Annotated in this window: 14 protein-coding genes and 5 tRNA genes; 6 read left to right on the plus strand and 13 right to left on the minus strand. The window is 70.0% G+C overall.

Going from position 1 to position 17832, the window contains the following annotated elements:
* Window positions 1–255: 255 nt before the first annotated feature.
* From ACZ4TV_RS23095 to leuC, 4 genes are all read right to left on the minus strand, one after another.
* Window positions 256–939 (minus strand): HU family DNA-binding protein, encoded by a 684-nt coding sequence (locus ACZ4TV_RS23095; RefSeq protein WP_468136633.1) that lies wholly within the window; start codon window positions 937–939, stop codon window positions 256–258.
* 144 nt (window positions 940–1083) lie between these two features.
* Window positions 1084–1311, minus strand: coding sequence for an SCO5555 family protein (locus ACZ4TV_RS23100; RefSeq protein WP_219667952.1), 228 nt, complete (start codon window positions 1309–1311; stop codon window positions 1084–1086).
* Between the two features lie 137 nt (window positions 1312–1448).
* Window positions 1449–2042 carry a 3-isopropylmalate dehydratase small subunit gene (gene leuD / locus ACZ4TV_RS23105; RefSeq protein WP_468136634.1) on the minus strand — a complete coding sequence of 198 codons (594 nt, stop codon included), beginning with the start codon at window positions 2040–2042 and terminating at the stop codon, window positions 1449–1451.
* 5 nt (window positions 2043–2047) lie between these two features.
* Window positions 2048–3472, minus strand: a complete 1425-nt coding sequence (leuC, locus tag ACZ4TV_RS23110) for a 3-isopropylmalate dehydratase large subunit (RefSeq protein WP_468136636.1) — start codon at window positions 3470–3472, stop codon at window positions 2048–2050.
* 184 nt (window positions 3473–3656) lie between these two features.
* Here leuC and ndgR point away from each other — a divergent pair, with 184 nt between their 5' ends.
* Window positions 3657–4373: an IclR family transcriptional regulator NdgR gene (gene ndgR, locus ACZ4TV_RS23115; protein ID WP_007266782.1), complete on the plus strand. Its 717-nt coding sequence runs from the start codon at window positions 3657–3659 to the stop codon at window positions 4371–4373.
* Window positions 4374–4533: 160 nt separating this feature from the next.
* On the opposite strand, the gene ACZ4TV_RS23120 is transcribed toward ndgR, so the two are convergent.
* The 9 genes from ACZ4TV_RS23120 to ACZ4TV_RS23160 all read right to left on the minus strand — a co-directional run bounded on the left by ACZ4TV_RS23120 (window position 4534) and on the right by ACZ4TV_RS23160 (window position 8521).
* Window positions 4534–4606, minus strand: a tRNA-Glu gene (locus ACZ4TV_RS23120).
* A gap of 23 nt (window positions 4607–4629) precedes the next feature.
* A tRNA-Gln gene (locus ACZ4TV_RS23125) sits at window positions 4630–4701 on the minus strand.
* A 21-nt stretch (window positions 4702–4722) separates the two neighbouring features.
* Window positions 4723–4795, minus strand: a tRNA-Glu gene (locus tag ACZ4TV_RS23130).
* A 61-nt stretch (window positions 4796–4856) separates the two neighbouring features.
* Window positions 4857–4929 (minus strand) — tRNA-Glu (locus ACZ4TV_RS23135).
* Between the two features lie 27 nt (window positions 4930–4956).
* A tRNA-Gln gene (locus tag ACZ4TV_RS23140) sits at window positions 4957–5028 on the minus strand.
* Window positions 5029–5113: 85 nt separating this feature from the next.
* Window positions 5114–5842 carry an HAD family hydrolase gene (locus ACZ4TV_RS23145; protein WP_468136638.1) on the minus strand — a complete coding sequence of 243 codons (729 nt, stop codon included), beginning with the start codon at window positions 5840–5842 and terminating at the stop codon, window positions 5114–5116.
* A gap of 118 nt (window positions 5843–5960) precedes the next feature.
* Window positions 5961–7436 (minus strand): glutamate--tRNA ligase, encoded by a 1476-nt coding sequence (gene gltX, locus ACZ4TV_RS23150; RefSeq protein WP_468136639.1) that lies wholly within the window; start codon window positions 7434–7436, stop codon window positions 5961–5963.
* Window positions 7429–8235, minus strand: coding sequence for a fumarylacetoacetate hydrolase family protein (locus ACZ4TV_RS23155; protein WP_468136640.1), 807 nt, complete (start codon window positions 8233–8235; stop codon window positions 7429–7431). The genes gltX and ACZ4TV_RS23155 overlap by 8 nt, the downstream gene beginning before the upstream one ends.
* 97 nt (window positions 8236–8332) lie before the next feature.
* Window positions 8333–8521, minus strand: coding sequence for a hypothetical protein (locus ACZ4TV_RS23160; protein WP_468136641.1), 189 nt, complete (start codon window positions 8519–8521; stop codon window positions 8333–8335).
* A 579-nt stretch (window positions 8522–9100) separates the two neighbouring features.
* Between ACZ4TV_RS23160 and ACZ4TV_RS23165 the strand changes: the two genes are divergently transcribed.
* The 5 genes from ACZ4TV_RS23165 to ACZ4TV_RS23185 all read left to right on the plus strand — a co-directional run bounded on the left by ACZ4TV_RS23165 (window position 9101) and on the right by ACZ4TV_RS23185 (window position 17826).
* A complete protein-coding gene (locus ACZ4TV_RS23165) occupies window positions 9101–12796 on the plus strand; it encodes a sensor histidine kinase (RefSeq protein WP_468136642.1) in 3696 nt (1231 codons plus the stop codon).
* A gap of 9 nt (window positions 12797–12805) precedes the next feature.
* On the plus strand, window positions 12806–13219 hold the full coding sequence (locus tag ACZ4TV_RS23170) for a roadblock/LC7 domain-containing protein (RefSeq protein ID WP_030708442.1): 414 nt from the start codon (window positions 12806–12808) through the stop codon (window positions 13217–13219).
* A 152-nt stretch (window positions 13220–13371) separates the two neighbouring features.
* On the plus strand, window positions 13372–13764 hold the full coding sequence (locus tag ACZ4TV_RS23175; RefSeq protein ID WP_030037344.1) for a DUF742 domain-containing protein: 393 nt from the start codon (window positions 13372–13374) through the stop codon (window positions 13762–13764).
* Entirely contained in the window at window positions 13745–14329 is a 585-nt protein-coding gene (locus ACZ4TV_RS23180) for a GTP-binding protein (protein WP_266605322.1), read from the plus strand. Before ACZ4TV_RS23175 ends, ACZ4TV_RS23180 begins: the two co-directional genes overlap by 20 nt.
* A gap of 293 nt (window positions 14330–14622) precedes the next feature.
* Window positions 14623–17826, plus strand: a complete 3204-nt coding sequence (locus ACZ4TV_RS23185) for a sensor histidine kinase (protein ID WP_468136643.1) — start codon at window positions 14623–14625, stop codon at window positions 17824–17826.
* Window positions 17827–17832: the final 6 nt, after the last annotated feature.

Here is a 17832-nt window from a genome sequence, read left to right on the forward strand (position 1 = left end):
CGACGGCACACCGGTGCCCTTCGAGGCCGCGGCCTTCGACGCGGGCGGCCTGCGGCTGCTGCGGCCCGGGCAGCGGGTCCGGATCGAGACGGACGGCGAGGGCCCCGGCCTGCGGATCACCCTGATCACGCTGCAGACCTTCTGACACCGACCTGCCGGCGCCGCGGCCGGCAGCGGTCCGCGGCCGCGCCGGACGCACCGCGGGCCGGCCTCCCCACGAGGGGGAAGCCGGCCCGGCGTGTGTGACTCGTGCCCCTACTTCCCGCGGGCGGTGGTCTTCTTCGCGGTGGCCTTGCGCGTCGTCGTCTTCTTGGCGGGCGCCTTCGTCGCCGTGGCCTTCTTGGCGGCCGGCGCGGTCTTAGCGGTCTTCTTGGCGGTCGCCGTCGTCTTCTTGGCCGGGGTGGCCTTCTTGGCGGCGGCCTTCGTGGCGGCCGCGGCGGTGGTCTTCTTGGCCGCGGTGGTCTTCGCCGTGGCCTTCTTCGCCGGGGCGGCCTTCTTGGCGGTGGTCTTCTTCGCCGCCGTGGTCTTCGCGGCGGTGGTCTTCGCCGCGGTCTTCTTCACGGCCGCCCTCTTGCCGGCGGCCTTCGCGATGGTGGGGGGCGGGCCGGAAAGGCTGCCCTTGGGTGCCTTCTTCACGGACACCTCGCCGCCCTTGGGGAGCTTCTTGGTGCCGCTGACCAGGTCCTTGAAGCCCTGGCCGGCGCGGAATCGGGGCACCGAGGTCTTCTTGACCCGGACGCGCTCTCCCGTCTGCGGGTTGCGGGCGTAACGGGCCGGACGGTCGACCTTCTCGAACGAGCCGAAGCCCGTGACCGAGACCCGGTCGCCCGCGACGGTAGCGCGGACGATGGCGTCCAGTACCGCGTCGACAGCATCCGCGGCCTGCTGGCGGCCGCCCAGCTTGTCGGCAATCGCTTCTACGAGCTGCGCCTTGTTCACGTCTTCCCCTTCGGAGACTTCGCCAGAACGAATGTGTTCAAGCTTATTTCGCACGTTAGGCGGATATATACCGCAAATCAAACACGAAACGGGCTAATCACCCTAGTGCCGCAACGCTGTAGGCCGTTACGGAGTTCCTTCGCATCAGTCGCCTTCAGGGAATCGACCCTCGTCGAGGTCCTTCATCAACCTGTCCAGGCGCCTTGCCGCATCGGCGAGATCATGCTTCGCCGCAGCCGTGACGACCAACAGCTTCCGGGACAGCGCCATCCTTACGCCCTCCGGGACTTGCAGTGAGCGCACCCTTGCGTGTGCTTCTTTCAACCGGTCCGCGACGAGTTCGTAGAGCTCGAGTTGACTGTCGCGTTCCATGCACAGATTGTGCCATCTGGGGCGAGTTGTCGCCTCACGGGGCCTCAACAAACGCCTGTGCCCCCCGCCGGAGGGCGGGGGGCACAGTGTTGTCGATGTGATCACCCGAGGGTGAATAAGCGCTGATCAGGCAGGAATCACGACTGAATCGTGCGCGGCTTGAAGGCCGGGCGGGCGCTTTCGTACGCAGCGATGTCCGCTTCGTTCTGAAGGGTGAGCGAGATGTCGTCCAGGCCCTCCAGCAGACGCCAGCGGGCGTTGTCGTCGAGCTCGAACTCCGCGACGACGCCTTCCGCTCGCACCTGGCGGTCGACCAGGTCGACCGTGATCTCGGCGGTGGGGTCGGCCTCCGTCAGCTTCCACAGCTGCTCGACGGTCTCCTGCGGGAGCACGACGGTCAGCAGGCCGTTCTTCAGCGAGTTCCCGCGGAAGATGTCGGCGAAGCGGGAGGAGATGACCGTCTTGAAGCCGAAGTTCTGCAGGGCCCAGACGGCGTGCTCGCGCGAGGAACCGGTGCCGAAGTCGGGGCCGGCGACCAGCACGGTCGCGCCGGCGCGCTCGGGGCGGTTCGTGACGAACTCCGGGTCCTTGCGCCAGGCCTCGAAGAGCCCGTCCTCGAATCCGTCGCGGGTGATCTTCTTCAGCCAGTGGGCCGGGATGATCTGGTCGGTGTCGACGTTGCTGCGGCGCAGCGGGACGGCCCGGCCGGTGTGGGTGGTGAAGGCTTCCATGGTTCTCAGACTCCGGCGGTCGCGTGGGCGTCGGACAGGTCGGCGGGCGAGGCCAGATGGCCCAGCACCGCGGTGGCGGCGGCCACCTGCGGGGAGACCAGGTGGGTACGCCCGCCCTTGCCCTGCCGGCCCTCGAAGTTGCGGTTGGAGGTGGACGCGGAGCGCTCGCCGGGCGCCAGTTGGTCCGGGTTCATGCCCAGGCACATCGAACAGCCCGCGTGCCGCCACTCGGCGCCGGCCTCCTTGAAGACCTTGTCCAGGCCCTCTTCCACGGCCTGCAGGGCGACGCGCACCGAGCCCGGGACGACCAGCATCCGTACCCCGTCGGCGACTTTGCGGCCCTCGATGATCCCCGCGACGGCGCGCAGGTCCTCGATGCGGCCGTTGGTGCAGGAACCTACGAAGACGGTGTCGACCTTGATGTCGCGCAGCGGCTGTCCGGCGGTCAACCCCATGTATTCCAGGGCCTTTTCGGCGGCCAGGCGCTCCGAAGCGTCCTCGTACGAAGCCGGGTCGGGGACGTTGGCCGACAGCGGCGCGCCCTGGCCCGGGTTGGTGCCCCAGGTGACGAACGGGGCCAGCGCGGTGCCGTCGATGACGACCTCCGCGTCGAAGACCGCGTCGTCGTCGGTGCGCAGGGTCTTCCAGTACTCAACCGCCGCGTCCCAGTCCTCGCCCGCGGGGGCGTGGTCGCGGCCCCGCAGGTAGTCGAAGGTGGTCTGGTCGGGGGCGATCATGCCCGCGCGGGCGCCGGCCTCGATCGACATGTTGCAGATGGTCATGCGGGCTTCCATCGAGAGCTGCTCGATGGCCTCGCCGCGGTACTCCAGGATGTAGCCCTGGCCACCGCCGGTGCCGATCCTGGCGATGATCGCCAGGATCAGGTCCTTCGCGGTGACGCCCTCGGCCAGCGCGCCGGTGACGGTGATCGCCATCGTCTTCGGGCGGGCCAGCGGCAGCGTCTGGGTGGCCAGCACGTGCTCGACCTGGCTCGTGCCGATGCCGAAGGCCAGCGCGCCGAAGGCGCCGTGCGTGGAGGTGTGCGAGTCACCGCAGACCACGGTGGTGCCGGGCTGGGTCAGACCCAGCTGCGGTCCCACGACGTGGACGACGCCCTGCTCGACGTCGCCCAGCGAGTGCAGGCGGACGCCGAACTCGCCGCAGTTCTTCCGCAGCGTCTCCAGCTGGGCCCGGGAGACCGGGTCCGCGATCGGCTTGTCGATGTCGAGGGTGGGGGTGTTGTGGTCCTCGGTCGCGATGGTGAGGTCGAGGCGCCGGACCTTGCGGCCGGCCTGGCGCAGGCCCTCGAAAGCCTGCGGGCTGGTCACCTCGTGCAGCAGGTGCAGATCGATGAAGAGGAGGTCGGGCTCGCCTTCGGCGCGCCGGACGACATGGTCGTCCCAGACCTTCTCCGCGAGTGTCCTACCCATCGCTTTCCCTCCGGCCGGCCGGTTGTGCCGGCGCTTCATAGAGATCTTGTGCGCCTGATCGCCCGTACCCCACGTCCCGGACGACGGCTCGGACCCAGTGGTTCGTGGACCCGCACATACAGACTCGCTGGTTCTTGGAAAAATTGAACTTGCGTTTCACAGTGTGAGACGCGAATATCGTTTCATGGACAACTCTAGCGGCGTCGGCGTTCTCGACAAGGCAGCTCTGGTATTGAGCGCACTGGAGTCCGGTCCGGCCACCCTCGCCGGGCTGGTCGCGGCGACAGGGCTCGCACGACCCACGGCACATCGCCTTGCCGTGGCACTGGAACACCACCGGATGGTGGCGAGGGACATGCAGGGCCGGTTCATCCTCGGCCCGCGGCTGGCGGAGCTCGCCGCCGCGGCCGGCGAGGACCGCCTGCTGGCCACGGCGGGACCTGTACTCACCCACCTCCGTGACGTGACGGGCGAGAGCGCGCAGCTCTACCGCCGTCAGGGAGACATGCGCATCTGCGTGGCGGCCGCGGAGCGGCTCTCGGGCCTTCGGGACACCGTCCCGGTGGGCTCGACGCTCCCGATGAAGGCCGGCTCGGCCGCGCAGATCCTGATGGCCTGGGAGGAGCCCGAGCGGCTCCACCGCGGCCTGCAGGGCGCGCGCTTCACGGCGACGGCGCTCTCGGGCGTACGGCGCCGCGGCTGGGCGCAGTCGATCGGCGAGCGGGAGCCCGGCGTGGCCTCCGTCTCGGCGCCGGTGCGCGGGCCGTCGAACCGCGTGGTGGCCTCCGTGTCGGTCTCCGGGCCGATCGAGCGGCTGACCCGCCACCCGGGCCGGATGCACGCGCAGGCCGTCATCGACGCGGCCGCCCGCCTCACGGAGGCCCTGCGCCGCTCCGGCTGAGCACCCTCCGGCCCGAAAGGCCCCCATCCGTCCCCCGGGCCCGGGGGCGCGCACGACGCCGCACACGTCCGAACGCGCGCCTCCGGGCCCGTACTTGTCTCCACGCCAGGGGAACACGAAGAGGCCCTCCGCGATGAATGCGGAGGGCCTCTTCGATGCGTACCCCCGACCGGATTCGAACCGGCGCTACCGCCTTGAGAGGGCGGCGTGCTAGGCCGCTACACAACGGGGGCTAGCTGGTGCTGCTGTTACTGCGCTGGGCTACCAGGACTCGAACCTAGAATAAGGGAACCAGAAACCCTCGTGTTGCCAATTACACTATAGCCCAAAGTGGTCTAGACCAGACCAGTACCCCCGACCGGATTCGAACCGGCGCTACCGCCTTGAGAGGGCGGCGTGCTAGGCCGCTACACAACGGGGGCCCTAGCGATCCTGCGTCAAGACGTCCGGGTGCGACCCAGGAGACCTCGCGGGAAGGATCTGTACCCCCGACCGGATTCGAACCGGCGCTACCGCCTTGAGAGGGCGGCGTGCTAGGCCGCTACACAACGGGGGCAAAGCACTGCGTTACTGCTGCACTGCGCTGGGGTACCAGGACTCGAACCTAGAATAAGGGAACCAGAAACCCTCGTGTTGCCAATTACACCATACCCCACCAAAAGTCAACCCCTTGAGGGGTTTTTCTTCGGGTGTCGCCTCCGTCCGGCCTTTCGGCCCGCTCCGGCGGCGCAGAAAGAACATTACCGGATGGCTGACCGTGCTCCAAAACGGGTATCCAGGGCCAGCAGCTCCGGTAGCTGGTCAAGCCCCTCGATCCGGTGTGCGCCGTCCGGCCCCGGCCCGCGGCCGCCGTCGCGGTCGAGCCAGATGGCCAGCAGCCCGGCGTCACGGGCCCCGCGGGCGTCGATCTCGGGCTGGTCCCCCACGTACGCCACCTCGCCCGGCGGCAGCCCGAGCGCCCCGCACGCCGCCGCGAAGGCCGCCGCCTCGGGCTTGCTGACTCCGAGTTCGACGGCGCAGACCAGCACCTCGAAACGCTCGCGCAGCCCGAGGTGGCGCAGCTTGGGGTCCTGGTTGGCGGTGGAGGAGTTCGAGAGCACCCCGTGCCGGTAGTCGGCCGCGAGGGCGTCGAGTGCGGGCACCACGTCGGGAAAGACGGTCCAGGCCGCCTTGTAGTGCGCGACGTACTGGTCGAACCAGGCGTCGGCCTCGTCCGCGGTCATCCCGGGCAGCCCGAGGAACTCCCGCACCCGGTCCTGGCGCTGCCCCTGGAAGGTGCCCTCGCCGGCGGCGAAGCGCGCCCAGTGCCGGGCGGTGATCTCCCGCCACAGCGCGAGCGCCTGCGCGGGGCTCCCGTACCGCTCGGTGAGCTGCTGGTCCTCCAGTTGCCGCGCGAGCCCGGCGGCATCGGCCCCCGTGTAGTCGAACAGGGTGTCGTCGATGTCCCACAGCACGGCACGGATCGGCATGTGGCCGAGCCTATGCCCGCGCCGGCGTGCGTGGAGTTGTTTCCGGGGCCCGCCGGTGCCGGAACGCCGAAGGGGCGGCGGCCGGAGGTCCGGCAGCCGCCCCTTCAGGGGGTACGGGTCAGGCGCCGAGCTTGGCCAGGGCCGCGTCGATGCGGGCCAGCGAGCGCTCCTTGCCCAGGATCTCCAGGGACTCGAAGAGCGGCAGGCCGACCGTGCGGCCGGTGACGGCCACGCGGACCGGGGCCTGGGCCTTGCCGAGCTTGAGGCCGTGGGCCTCGCCGGCGGTCAGGACCGCCTGCTTGAGGGACTCGGGGTCCGACCAGTCGGCGGTCGACAGGTTCTCGCGCGCCGTGGTCAGCAGCGCGGCCGGCTCGCCCTTCATCGCCTTGTCCCACGAGGCCTGGTCCTCCACCGGCTCCTTCCGGAAGAGGAAGTCGACGTTGGCCGTGATGTCCGACAGGACGGTGACGCGGGTCTGGGCGTACGGGGCGATGCGCTCCCAGGCCTCGGCGTCGAAGTCCTCGGGCGCCCAGTTGGCGTGCGGCGCCCGGAGCCACGGGGCGCAGGCGTCCGCGAAGGCCTTCGGGTCCAGCATGCGGATGTGGTCGGCGTTGATCGCCTCGGCCTTCTTCAGGTCGAAGCGCGCCGGGTTGGCGTTGACACCGTCGATGTCGAACTTCGACACCATCTCCTCGATCGAGAAGACGTCCTGGTCCTTGGAGAAGGACCAGCCGAGGAGCGAGAGGTAGTTCAGCAGGCCCTCGGGGAGGAAACCGCGCTCGCGGTACAGGTTGAGCGAGGATTCCGGGTCGCGCTTGGAGAGCTTCTTGTTGCCCTCGCCCATCACGTACGGCAGGTGGCCGAACTGCGGGACGTCCGTGGCGATGCCCAGCTCCATCAGCGCCTTGTAGAGCGCGATCTGGCGGGGGGTGGAGGACAGCAGGTCCTCGCCGCGCAGCACGTGCGTGATCTGCATCAGCGCGTCGTCCACCGGGTTGACCAGCGTGTAGAGCGGCGCGCCGTTGGCCCGCAGGATGCCGAAGTCCGGCACGTTCTCCGGGGTGAAGGTCAGCTCGCCGCGCACCAGGTCGGTGAAGGTGATCGGCTCGTCGGGCATCCGGAAGCGGACGATCGAGGGGCGGTGCTCGCCCTGGTAGGCCTCCAGCTGCACCTGGGTCAGCTCGCGGCAGTGGCCGTCGTAGCCGGAGGGCTTGCCGGCGGCGCGGGCGGCGGCGCGGCGGGCGTCCAGCTCCTCGGTCGTGCAGTAGCAGTCGTAGGCGTAGCCGCCGTCACGCAGGCGCTGGGCGACGTCCGCGTAGATGTCCATGCGCTCGGACTGGCGGTACGGGGCGTGGGGGCCGCCGACCTCGGGGCCCTCGTCCCAGGTGAAGCCGAGCCAGCGCAGCGAGTCGAGCAGCTGCTCGTACGACTCCTCGGAGTCGCGGGCCGCGTCGGTGTCCTCGATACGGAAGACGAACGTACCGCCGTGGTGGCGGGCGAACGCCCAGTTGAAGAGGGCGGTCCGGACCAGGCCCACGTGGGGGTTGCCGGTCGGGGAGGGACAGAAACGTACGCGGACGTTCGCGTTAGCCACGCTTGATCACCTTGTTGGTGAGAGTGCCGATGCCTTCGATGGTGACGGCGACCTCGTCGCCGACGTTGAGGGGGCCGACTCCGGCCGGGGTCCCCGTGAGGATGACGTCGCCCGGGAGCAGCGTCATGGCCTCGGTGATGTGGACGATCAGGTCCTCGATGGGGCGGACCATGTCGCTGGTGCGGCCGAGCTGGCGCTGTTCGCCGTTGACCGTGCACTGGATGGTCAGGTCGCTCGGGTCCAGGTCGGTCTCGATCCAGGGGCCGAGGGGGCAGGCGCTGTCGAAGCCCTTGGCCCGGGCCCACTGCTTCTCCCGCTGCTGGACGTCGCGCGCGGTGACGTCGTTGGCGCAGGTGTAGCCGAGGATGACGTCCTTGACGCGCTCCCTGGGGACCTCGCGGCACATGCGGCCGATGACCACGGCGAGCTCGGCCTCGTGGTGGAGGTCCTGGGAGAAGGAGGGGTACGTGATCGGGTCGCCCGGGCCGACCACCGAGGTGGAGGGCTTGAAGAAGGTGATGGGGGCTTCCGGGCGGCCTTGATCGTCGACGATGGCGTTGCCGAGCTCCGCCGCGTGCTCCGCGTAGTTGCGGCCGATGGCCACGACCTTGTTCGGGAGCACGGGCGGCAGCAGCCGGACCTTGCTGAGCGGGACCTTCGTGCCCGAGAGCTCGAAGTCCGCGAAGGGGATGCCCTTGATGATGTCGAGGACGAGCTCCCCTTCGGCGCCGGGGGCGGCGTCGCCCTCGACCGCGCCGAAGGCGACATTGCCGTCGATCGAGAACCTGGCGATGCGCACGTGTTGCGTCTGCCCCTCTGTATTTCCGCTGGCTGGAGTCTGCGGACCCCAGGCTAACGCGGCGGGCAGCGACGCTTCACGTTCCTCTGCGGGGTGGCTACTGCGCGGCGGCGGCGACCGGCGCGTCCATCAGGACCGTGCGCCGGGGGTTGGCGGTCTGCGTGGGCAGCTCGACGGAGTGCTCCGGAGTGGCCGGGGCCGCCTGCAGGTCCTCGGCGTCCTTGAGGTGCGCGAGGGTCGTGCGGCGGGGGTTGGCTATGTTGCGGAACATCATCGTCGTCTTCATCGGAGTTCGGGGTCCTCGGTTCGATCTGTGAGTGTCGGCTGTTGCGTGCACCAACCCTGGCGCCAACCCTTTAAGGGGCAAGGCTAAACATCTGAATCCCCCACGGAACCAGGAAGTAATGGCCACGGCTGTGTGAGTTTGCTCACCCGCGACCCGGCATTACCGGCATAATGGACAGTCAATTCCACCGCCCTAAACGGACATTGCGTCACTGAATGAGCCATTCCGCTCCTGATCATCGCGACTGGGACACCTTGACAGCCACGCTGTTTGGGTGACGTAAGTCCGGTTTCTACCGAATGCGGTCACACATCGCGTAGTCGGTTTCTCACGAGCCGTAACCGACGCTCCGGGCCGGCACTCGCACCTTGTTGGAGATCCTGCACTGTGCTGGAATTCGCGGGACCGCCGCGGGAATCAGCCGGCGCGCAGGTGGCGCGACTCAGCGCCGAGCGCGGTGGCAAGGAGAGGGAGACGCGCCGGTCACCGACGACCACCATGGGGCCGCACGTGCCCCACGACTCGACACCGTCCCACCGGTCGCCCGGCGGGACGCCTGGTCCAGAGGTTGCGACGCTAGTGCAGGGACGATTCAAGAGGGATGGAATGGGGTCTCCCCAGGCCCGCCAGGGCCGAGGGGAAGCTGCGGCGGAGCAGGAGCCGCGCGGCGGGACCGACCGTGGCTCCTCGCCCCAGCACGCCCAGAACCGCGGGCCGGCTGTCGAAGGCGCACGCCCCGACTCCTCGGCCACGGTGAAGGCGAAGGGCCGAGGCAGGTCCGCCAAGCCCAAGGCCGGGCCGGCCGAGCAGGACGCGGCGATACCGAAGGCCCCCAGTGGGCCCGGTTCCCGTCTCGCCATGCAGAACTGGCGCATCAGCACGCGCCTGGTGTCGCTGCTGACCCTGCCGGTCGTCGCCGCCACCACGCTCGGTGGCTTCCGTATCAATGACTCGCTCAACGACATCGCGCAGCTGGAGCACATGCAGCTGCTGACGACGATGACCAGGCAGGCCACCAACCTGGCTGCCGCGCTCCAGGAGGAGCGCGACCTGTCCGCGGGTCCGCTCTCGCTCTCCAAGGGCAAGAGCACCAGCACGGTCGACGGCGTCCGTCAGACGACCGACACCGCCCTCAAGGCCTTCACCGCCGCGACCGACAAGGTCGACAACACGGGCGAGAGGGACGACACCCTCAAGTCGATCCGCAACAACGTCCTGCAGATCGGCCGCCAGCTCACCAACATCGAAACGGTCCGCACCAAGGCGTACGTGAACGGCGCCCAGCAGACCGTCAGCGAGTACAACGCGATGATCGTCTCGCTGCTCTCGCTCTCGCAGGACATGGCGCAGGCCACCTCCAACCCGGAGATGATCAAGCGTACGCGTGCCCTGGCGGCGTTCTCCGCCGCCAAGGAGTACGCCTCCATCCAGCGCGCGATCATCGCCGCCTCGCTCCCCGAAACCCCGGAGAGGCAGGGTGAGCTGAAGGAGAACGACCGGCTGTACGCCCTCTCCGCGCAGAAGGGCGAGACGCAGGCGAAGACGACCTTCGAGCTCGTCTACCAGGGCAAGACCGAGGAGCTCCTCTCGGGCCTCGGCGACAGCAACTCGGAGATCTCCAGCGCCGACCACTACGCGAAGCGCGTGCTGGCCAGCCCGGACGCGTTCCTCCGGGAGAAGAACCGGTCCTGGCTCGACTGGTACGACGCCGACGGCACCAAGCTCACGGCGATGAAGGTCATCGAGCTGACCCTGCTCGAGGAGATGGAGCAGAAGGCCCGCGAGCTGAAGAACGAGGCCCAGCAGGACGCCATCATCAACGGTGCCCTGATCCTCCTCGTCCTCGGTGTCTCCCTCGTCGGCGCCTTCGTCATGGCCCGCTCGATGATCCGCTCGCTGCGCCGCCTGCAGGACACCGCGACGCGCGTGGCGCAGGACCGCCTGCCGGAGCTCGTCAAGCAGCTGTCCGAGTCCGACCCGCAGGACGTGGACACGTCCGTGGAGTCGGTCGGTGTGCACACCCGCGACGAGATCGGCCAGGTGGCCGCGGCCTTCGACGACGTGCACCGCGAGGCCGTCCGCCTCGCCGCCGAGCAGGCCCTCCTGCGAGGCAACGTCAACGCGATGTTCACCAACCTCTCGCGCCGCTCGCAGGGCCTCATCCAGCGTCAGCTCTCGCTGATCTCCGAACTGGAGTCGCGCGAGGCCGACCCGGACCAGCTGTCCTCGCTCTTCAAGCTCGACCACCTCGCGACCCGTATGCGCCGTAACGGCGAGAACCTCCTCGTCCTCGCGGGCGAGGAGCCGGGCCGCCGGTGGACGCGCCCGGTCCCGCTCGTCGACGTGCTCCGTGCCGCCGCCTCCGAGGTGGAGCAGTACGAGCGCGTCGAGCTGGCCTCCGTGCCCGGCACCGATGTCGCCGGCCGCGTCGTCAACGACCTCGTGCACGTGCTCGCCGAGCTGCTGGAGAACGCCACCTCGTTCTCCTCCCCGCAGACCAAGGTCAAGGTCACCGGTCACGCGCTGCCCGACGGCCGCGTGCTCGTCGAGATCCACGACACCGGTATCGGCCTCTCCCCCGAGGACCTCGCCGCGATCAACGAGCGACTCGCGTCGCCGCCGACCGTGGACGTCTCCGTCTCCCGCCGCATGGGCCTGTTCGTGGTCGGCCGCCTGTCCCTGCGACACGGCATCCGCATCCAGCTGCGCCCCTCCGACTCGGGCGGTACGACGGCCCTCGTCATGCTGCCGGTGGACGTCGCCCAGGGCGGCAAGAAGCCGGCTCCGACGGCGGGCCAGGGTGGTCAGGGTGGTCAGGGCGGCCCCAGTGGCGCTCAGGGCGCTCCCGGTGCGCAGGCTTCCGTGGCCGGCCCCGGCGCTCGTCCGTCCGTGGGCGCGGCCCCGCAGCGCGGTCAGGTCTCCGCGGGCGGCCAGCGTGCCGCCCTGCCGGGGCGCGACGGCGCCGCCGGCGAGCAGCGTCCGCAGGGCGGGCAGGGCGGGCGGCCCCCGCAGCAGGGCGGCCCCGGTGCTCCCGGTGCCCGTCCGCAGCAGGGTCCGACCACCGCGGGGCAGGGCCAGGGTGCCTTCGGCGCCGGTGCGCCGCTGCCGGCCCGCGGCCCGGTCGCCGGTGCCGGGCCCAGCGGCGGCCCGCAGGCCCGTCCGGCTTCCGGTCCGTCCGGATACCCGCAGGGCAACGGCTTCGAGCGGCCGCAGCAGCAGCAGCCCCAGCAGCCGGCCGCTCCCGCGGCACCGGCTTCGAACGGCCCCCGGCCGCAGCTGCCGCCGCGCGGTGGCGCCCCCCGTCCGGAGCTTCCCGGCCCGCAGACCACCAGCTGGGGCGCCGACCAGGCCCGCGGCCACGACGAGCTCTCGGGCCCCGGCTCGACGGCCGAGTTCGCCCGCCCGGACTTCAACGCCCCGATGCCCCAGGCGGACGGCGGCAACAGCACGACCGGACAGTTCGAGCGTCCGGACGTACGGGGCCCCGTGAACCCGTCCGCCACCGGACAGTTCGAGCGCCCGGCCGCCTACCCGTCCACCGGTCAGCCCCAGCGTCCCGGCGGCCCCGGGGTCGGCGGCGGTTTCGCCCGCCAGCCCCAGGCCCCGCAGCAGCCGCAGGCCCCGCAGCAGCCGCAGCCGCAGCACATGCAGCCGCAGGCTCCGCAGCCCGGCGGCGCGTACGCACCCGTACCGCCAGCGCGTCCCGAGACCCCGCGACTGCCGCAGGCTCACCGGCCGGAGGCGCTGCCCCCGGCCCGGAGTTCCGACCTCGGCCGCAGCCCGATCTTCGACACGCTGGAGTCGAACTGGTTCCGCGAGGAGGGGCAGCAGCCCCCGGCGCAGGGACCGGGCGCGGCGATGCCCCAGACGGGCCAGCAGCCGCAGCAGTCCGCTGCCACGGCCGCGCAGCAGCGTGGCCAGGAGCAGGCGGCCGAGTCCGCCTCCACGGCGACCGGCAGCACGCCGACGGTCAGCTGGCGGTCCTCGCCGAACGACGAACTGATGCGGCAGGCCGAGCGCGTGCGTCAGCCCGCCGCCGGCGGCATCACGACCTCGGGGCTGCCCCGCCGGGTCCCACGGGCGAACCTCGTGGCCGGCACCGCGCAGCAGCAGGCCGAGGCACAGGCGGGTCCGCAGGTCTCGCGGGCGCCCGACGACGTCCGCGGCCGTCTGACCAACCTCCGACGCGGTATCCAGCAAGGCCGTCAGGCAGGCAACAGCGGCCCGGCGACCGGCAGTTACCACATCGACCCCACATACCAGCAGGAGCGATAGTTGAGTTCGATGAGCCAGGCGGCACAGAACCTGAACTGGTTGATCACCAACTTCGTGGACAACACCCCAGGGGTGTCCCACACCGTGGTGGTCTCCGCCGACGGACTCCTTCTGGCGATGTCCGAAGGATTCCCCCGCGACCGCGCCGATCAGCTGGCGGCCGTGGCCTCCGGACTGACCTCGCTGACCGCCGGAGCCTCCCGCATCTTCGAGGGCGGCGCCGTCAACCAGACCGTGGTCGAGATGGACCGGGGATTCCTCTTCCTCATGTCCGTCTCGGACGGATCCTCGCTGGCCGTACTGGCGCACCCCGAGTGCGACATCGGCCTCGTGGGCTACGAGATGGCTCTTCTGGTGGATCGCGCGGGCAGTGTCCTCACCCCGGACCTGCGCGCCGAACTGCAGGGAAGCCTGCTCGGCTGACTTCCCCTCTCCCGGCCGGACGGTACTACCGGCCGGGAGACCGGGGCCCCGCCCCCGGAATCCAGTACCCCCGCCAGGCCGTCATACCGTTCCCCCCACCGGCCGCCCCGTCAGACGGCACGCTGACCACTGCTGTCCAGCCCGGAGGATCAATGACCCCGCCCCCCGCCTATCCCGATGCGTACGGAGACTCGTACTCGGAAGGCGACCAGCCGCTGGTGCGTCCGTACGCGATGACCGGCGGCCGGACCCGGCCGCGCTACCAGCTCGCCATCGAGGCGCTGGTCAGCACCACCGCCGATCCGATGCACCTGTCCGGCCTGCTCCCGGAGCACCAGCGCATCTGCACCCTGTGCCGCGAGGTCAAGTCGGTCGCGGAGGTCTCCGCACTGCTGTCGATGCCGCTCGGTGTCGCCCGGATCCTCGTCGCCGACCTGGCGGAGGCCGGAATGGTGGCCATCCACCAGCCGGGCAATGGAGAGGCCGGCGGCACGCCGGATGTAACGCTGCTCGAAAGGGTGCTCAGTGGCCTTCGGAACATCTAGCGGAGCGGCTCCCGCTCGCTCCACCACCTCCGCCAAGATCGTGGTGGCGGGCGGCTTCGGCGTGGGCAAGACCACGTTCGTCGGAGCCGTGTCCGAGATCAACCCGCTGCGCACAGAAGCCGTCATGACGTCCGCGAGCGCGGGGATCGACGACCTCACCCACACCGGTGACAAGACGACCACCACCGTCGCCATGGACTTCGGCCGCATCACCCTCGACCAGGACCTGATCCTGTACCTCTTCGGTACGCCGGGCCAGGACCGCTTCTGGTTCATGTGGGACGACCTGGTCCGCGGCGCCATCGGCGCCATCGTCCTGGTCGACACGCGCCGTCTCGCCGACTGCTTCCCCGCGGTCGACTACTTCGAGAACAGCGGCCTGCCCTTCGTCGTGGCCCTCAACGGCTTCGAGGGACACCAGCCGTACACCCCGGAGGAAGTCCGCGAGGCCCTGCAGATCGGCCCCGGCGCCCCCATCATCACCACCGACGCCCGCCACCGCGCGGACGCCAAGAGCGCGCTCATCACGCTCGTCGAGCACGCCCTCATGGCGCGGCTCAAGTAACACGGTTTCAGCTGGCGCGTGGGAGGGGCGGGCTGTGTCCTACGACACGGCCCGCCCCTGTCGTTCATAACGTTTCGACAGAGAATTGGCGCCAGTTGGCAACGGGGCGCGTTCGGTTGGTGCCGCTGCGCGCACAACTGCCCCCATATTTGCCGTAGGACGCTCTTTATGTCCGAATTATGTGGGGCATAAGGCTCTTGGAATGGCCGATTCCAACTGTTTGGAACACGGCCGTTAACCGTGCTGGAATTCAACGAACTAGCTAGTAGCACCGCCGAGAGGTTGTTGGTCGAGTGAGGCGAAGCAACGCAAGCCCCGCGGATGAACCCGCGCGCGGCAACTTCACCCCGCCGCCGAGAGCGGCCGCGTCGCCCGTCGACGTGCCCGTGGAGCCGCCCGCGCGCAGTGGGAGCACCAGCAGGTTCTCCCCCCGCAACTGGCGTGTGCCGACCCGTCTGAACGCCATCCTGCTCGTGCCCGCCCTCGTCGGGCTGGTCATGGGCGGCTTCCAGGTCAAGGGCTCCGTCGAGACCTGGAACGAGGCCAAGGACGCCGAGAAGATAGCCACGGTCGTCCAGGCCGCCTCGGAATACAGTCAGGCACTGCTCAACGAGCGTGACCTCACCGCCGAGCCGCTCCTGAACGGCCAGACCAAGGACGAGAAGGTCACCAAGGCCTACGCGGTCACCACCGCGGCCAAGGAGAAGTTCGACGAGGCCGTCAAGGACCTGCCCAAGAACCAGGGCCTGGAGCGGCGTCTGGAGCTCTTCCGCACGGACGAGCCCAAGCTGAAGGACGTCCGCGAGAAGGCGTACCTGGCCGCGGCCGAGAGCCCCAAGAAGGGCCCCAATTCGTTCGGCCCCATCCCGACCGAAGAGGGGTACGTGCTGGTCCAGCACTACCTCATGCAGTTCGCCAACGAACTCGGCCTCGGCACCGGCAACGTGACCTCGTACGGCCGCATGGTCTACGCGATCCAGCTGGCCAAGGCGGCGAACTCGCTCCAGCGCTCCGTCGGCACCCACCTGCTGGTCCGCCCGAGCACGGACGAGAACATCCGCAAGGCCCAGCTCGTCGCCTTCTCCTCCTACGCCTACCTCGAGGAAATCGCCATCGGCGAGTACGTCGCGGCGGGCACCGAGGAGGACGTGAACCGCCTCAAGGAGGTCATGGCCAAGAAGTCGCAGGAGGGCGCCGCCAAGCTCGCCGCGGCCAAGGGTCAGGCCGAACAGGCCGGTGTCCGCTTCGTACACCCGCCCATGGGCCCCAACAACAACAACCCGCTCGTCGGCATGACCGATGCGATCGCCAGCGGCGAGAACAAGAAGAAGCTGGCCGAGAACGGCACCACGCCGCTGAACTGGCAGGCCGCCGCCACCGCGAAGTTCGACGGCTACGACGAGATCGAGAAGGAACTCCTCGCCAAGGCCGTCAACGACGCCGTCGCGGTCTCCGACGACGCCCGCACCGACGCCATCACCAACGGCGCCATCGTGGTCGTGGCCCTGTCCCTCGCCTTCATCATGGCCGGCCTGATGGCCCGCCAGATGGGCACTGCGATGCGCCGCCTGCGCTCCGCCGCCTTCGACATCGCCGAGCAGCGCCTGCCGATGCTCGTCGACCAGCTCTCGCGCACCGACCCGGGCAAGGTCGACACCCGCGTGCACCCGATCCCGATCGACTCCCAGGACGAGATCGGCGAGGTCGCCCGCGCCTTCGACCAGGTCCACCGGGAAGCGGTACGGCTCGCCGCCGAGCAGGCGCTCCTGCGAGGGAACGTCAACGCGATCTTCACGAACCTCTCCATGCGCAACCAGTCGCTGATCGAGGGCCAGCTGACCCTCATCACCGACCTGGAGAACAACGAGGCGGACCCGGACCAGCTGGAGAACCTCTTCCGCCTGGACCACCTGGCCACCCGTATGCGCCGCAACGGCGAGAACCTCCTCATCCTCGCGGGTGAGGAGCCGGGCCGCCGCTGGGACCAGCCGGTCCCCCTCGTCGACGTGCTGCGCGCCGCCTCCTCCGAGGTGGAGCAGTACGAGCGCATCGAGCTCTCGGGCGTCTCCGACGCCGAGATCCACGGCCAGGCCGTGACCGACCTCGTGCACCTGCTCGCCGAGCTGCTGGAGAACGCCACCACGTTCTCCTCCCCGCAGACCAAGGTCCGCGTCAACGCCACGCGTCTGCCCGACGGCCGCGTGATGGTCGAGATCCACGACAAGGGCATCGGCCTCACCGCCGAGGACTTCGCGGACATCAACCACAAGCTCGCCAACCCGCCGACCGTGGACGCCGCGATCTCGCAGCGCATGGGTCTGTTCGTGGTCGGCCGGCTGGCGGACCGCCACAGCATCCGCGTCCAGCTGCGCCCCTCGGGCGAGGCGGCCGGCACCACCTCGCTGGTCATGCTCCCCGACGCCATCACCCACGGTGGCGGTGGCGAGGGCATTCCGGACGACGACTTCACCGTCTCCCAGATCATCCCGGAGCAGCAGGCCCAGCAGGTCGCCCCGATGCGCACGGCCGCCGAACTCGGCTTCGACGACTCGCGGTACGACGAGAAGGGCGCCGACGGCCTCCCGCTCGACCCGGTGGGCCGGTCCCTCGGACAGCAGGAGCGCCGGGCCGCACTGGCAGCCCAGGTGGGTTACCCGCAGGAACAGCAGCAGTACGCCGAGCCGGCCACCCGGGACTATCCGGAACCTCAGCCGGAGCACGGGTACCAGCCGTACCAGGGCTACGAGCAGCAGCCCGAGCAGGGCTACGACGGCTCGTACGAGGCACCGCGGGCAGCGCAGCCGCAGCAGGGCTACCAGGCGTACCCGCAGCAGGACTACGCCTATACGGAAGACGGTTATCCGGACGGGCAGCCGACCACTCCTGGCTACGACGGTGGCTACGAAGCCCAGTCGGGGCAGGCGGAGTGGCCCGAGCAGAACACGTATCCGGCTGCCTACCAGCAGGATTACGGGACCGAATCGGAATCCCCTGCCGTCCCCGAACCGGCCCCGGACCGCGTAGGCTTCGACCGTCCGGGCGCCGCTGCCGACACCGGTCACGTGATGACCGGAGCGGGCCTGCCGCGCCGCGGCAGCCAGCAGCAGTGGCAGCCGGCACAGCAGGAAGCGGAGTCCACCGGATCCCTCTTCGAGCAGCGGTCGCCGCGTCAGCAGCAGCCCGCTGAACCGGAGCGGGCCCCGGAGGAGAAGGAAGCCGGCACGGCCTGGCGTTCGGGCAACGACGAGCGCTGGCAGCAGGCCGCCAAACTCCGTGAGCCGAAGGCGGGCGGGGTCACCCCGTCCGGTCTCCCTCGGCGGGTGCCCAAGGCCAACCTGGTCGAGGGCGCGGCGGAGACGACCCCGCAGGGCGGCCCCCAGGTCTCCCGCGCACCGGAGGACGTCCGCGGCAGGTTGAGCAACCTGCGGCGGGGTGTCCAGCAGGGACGCAGCGCGGGTTCTGAGCAGTCAAGTAACAGCTATGACCAGGAGCGTTAGTGTGAG

It is taken from the genome of Streptomyces sp. NPDC028910, assembly GCF_055564955.1.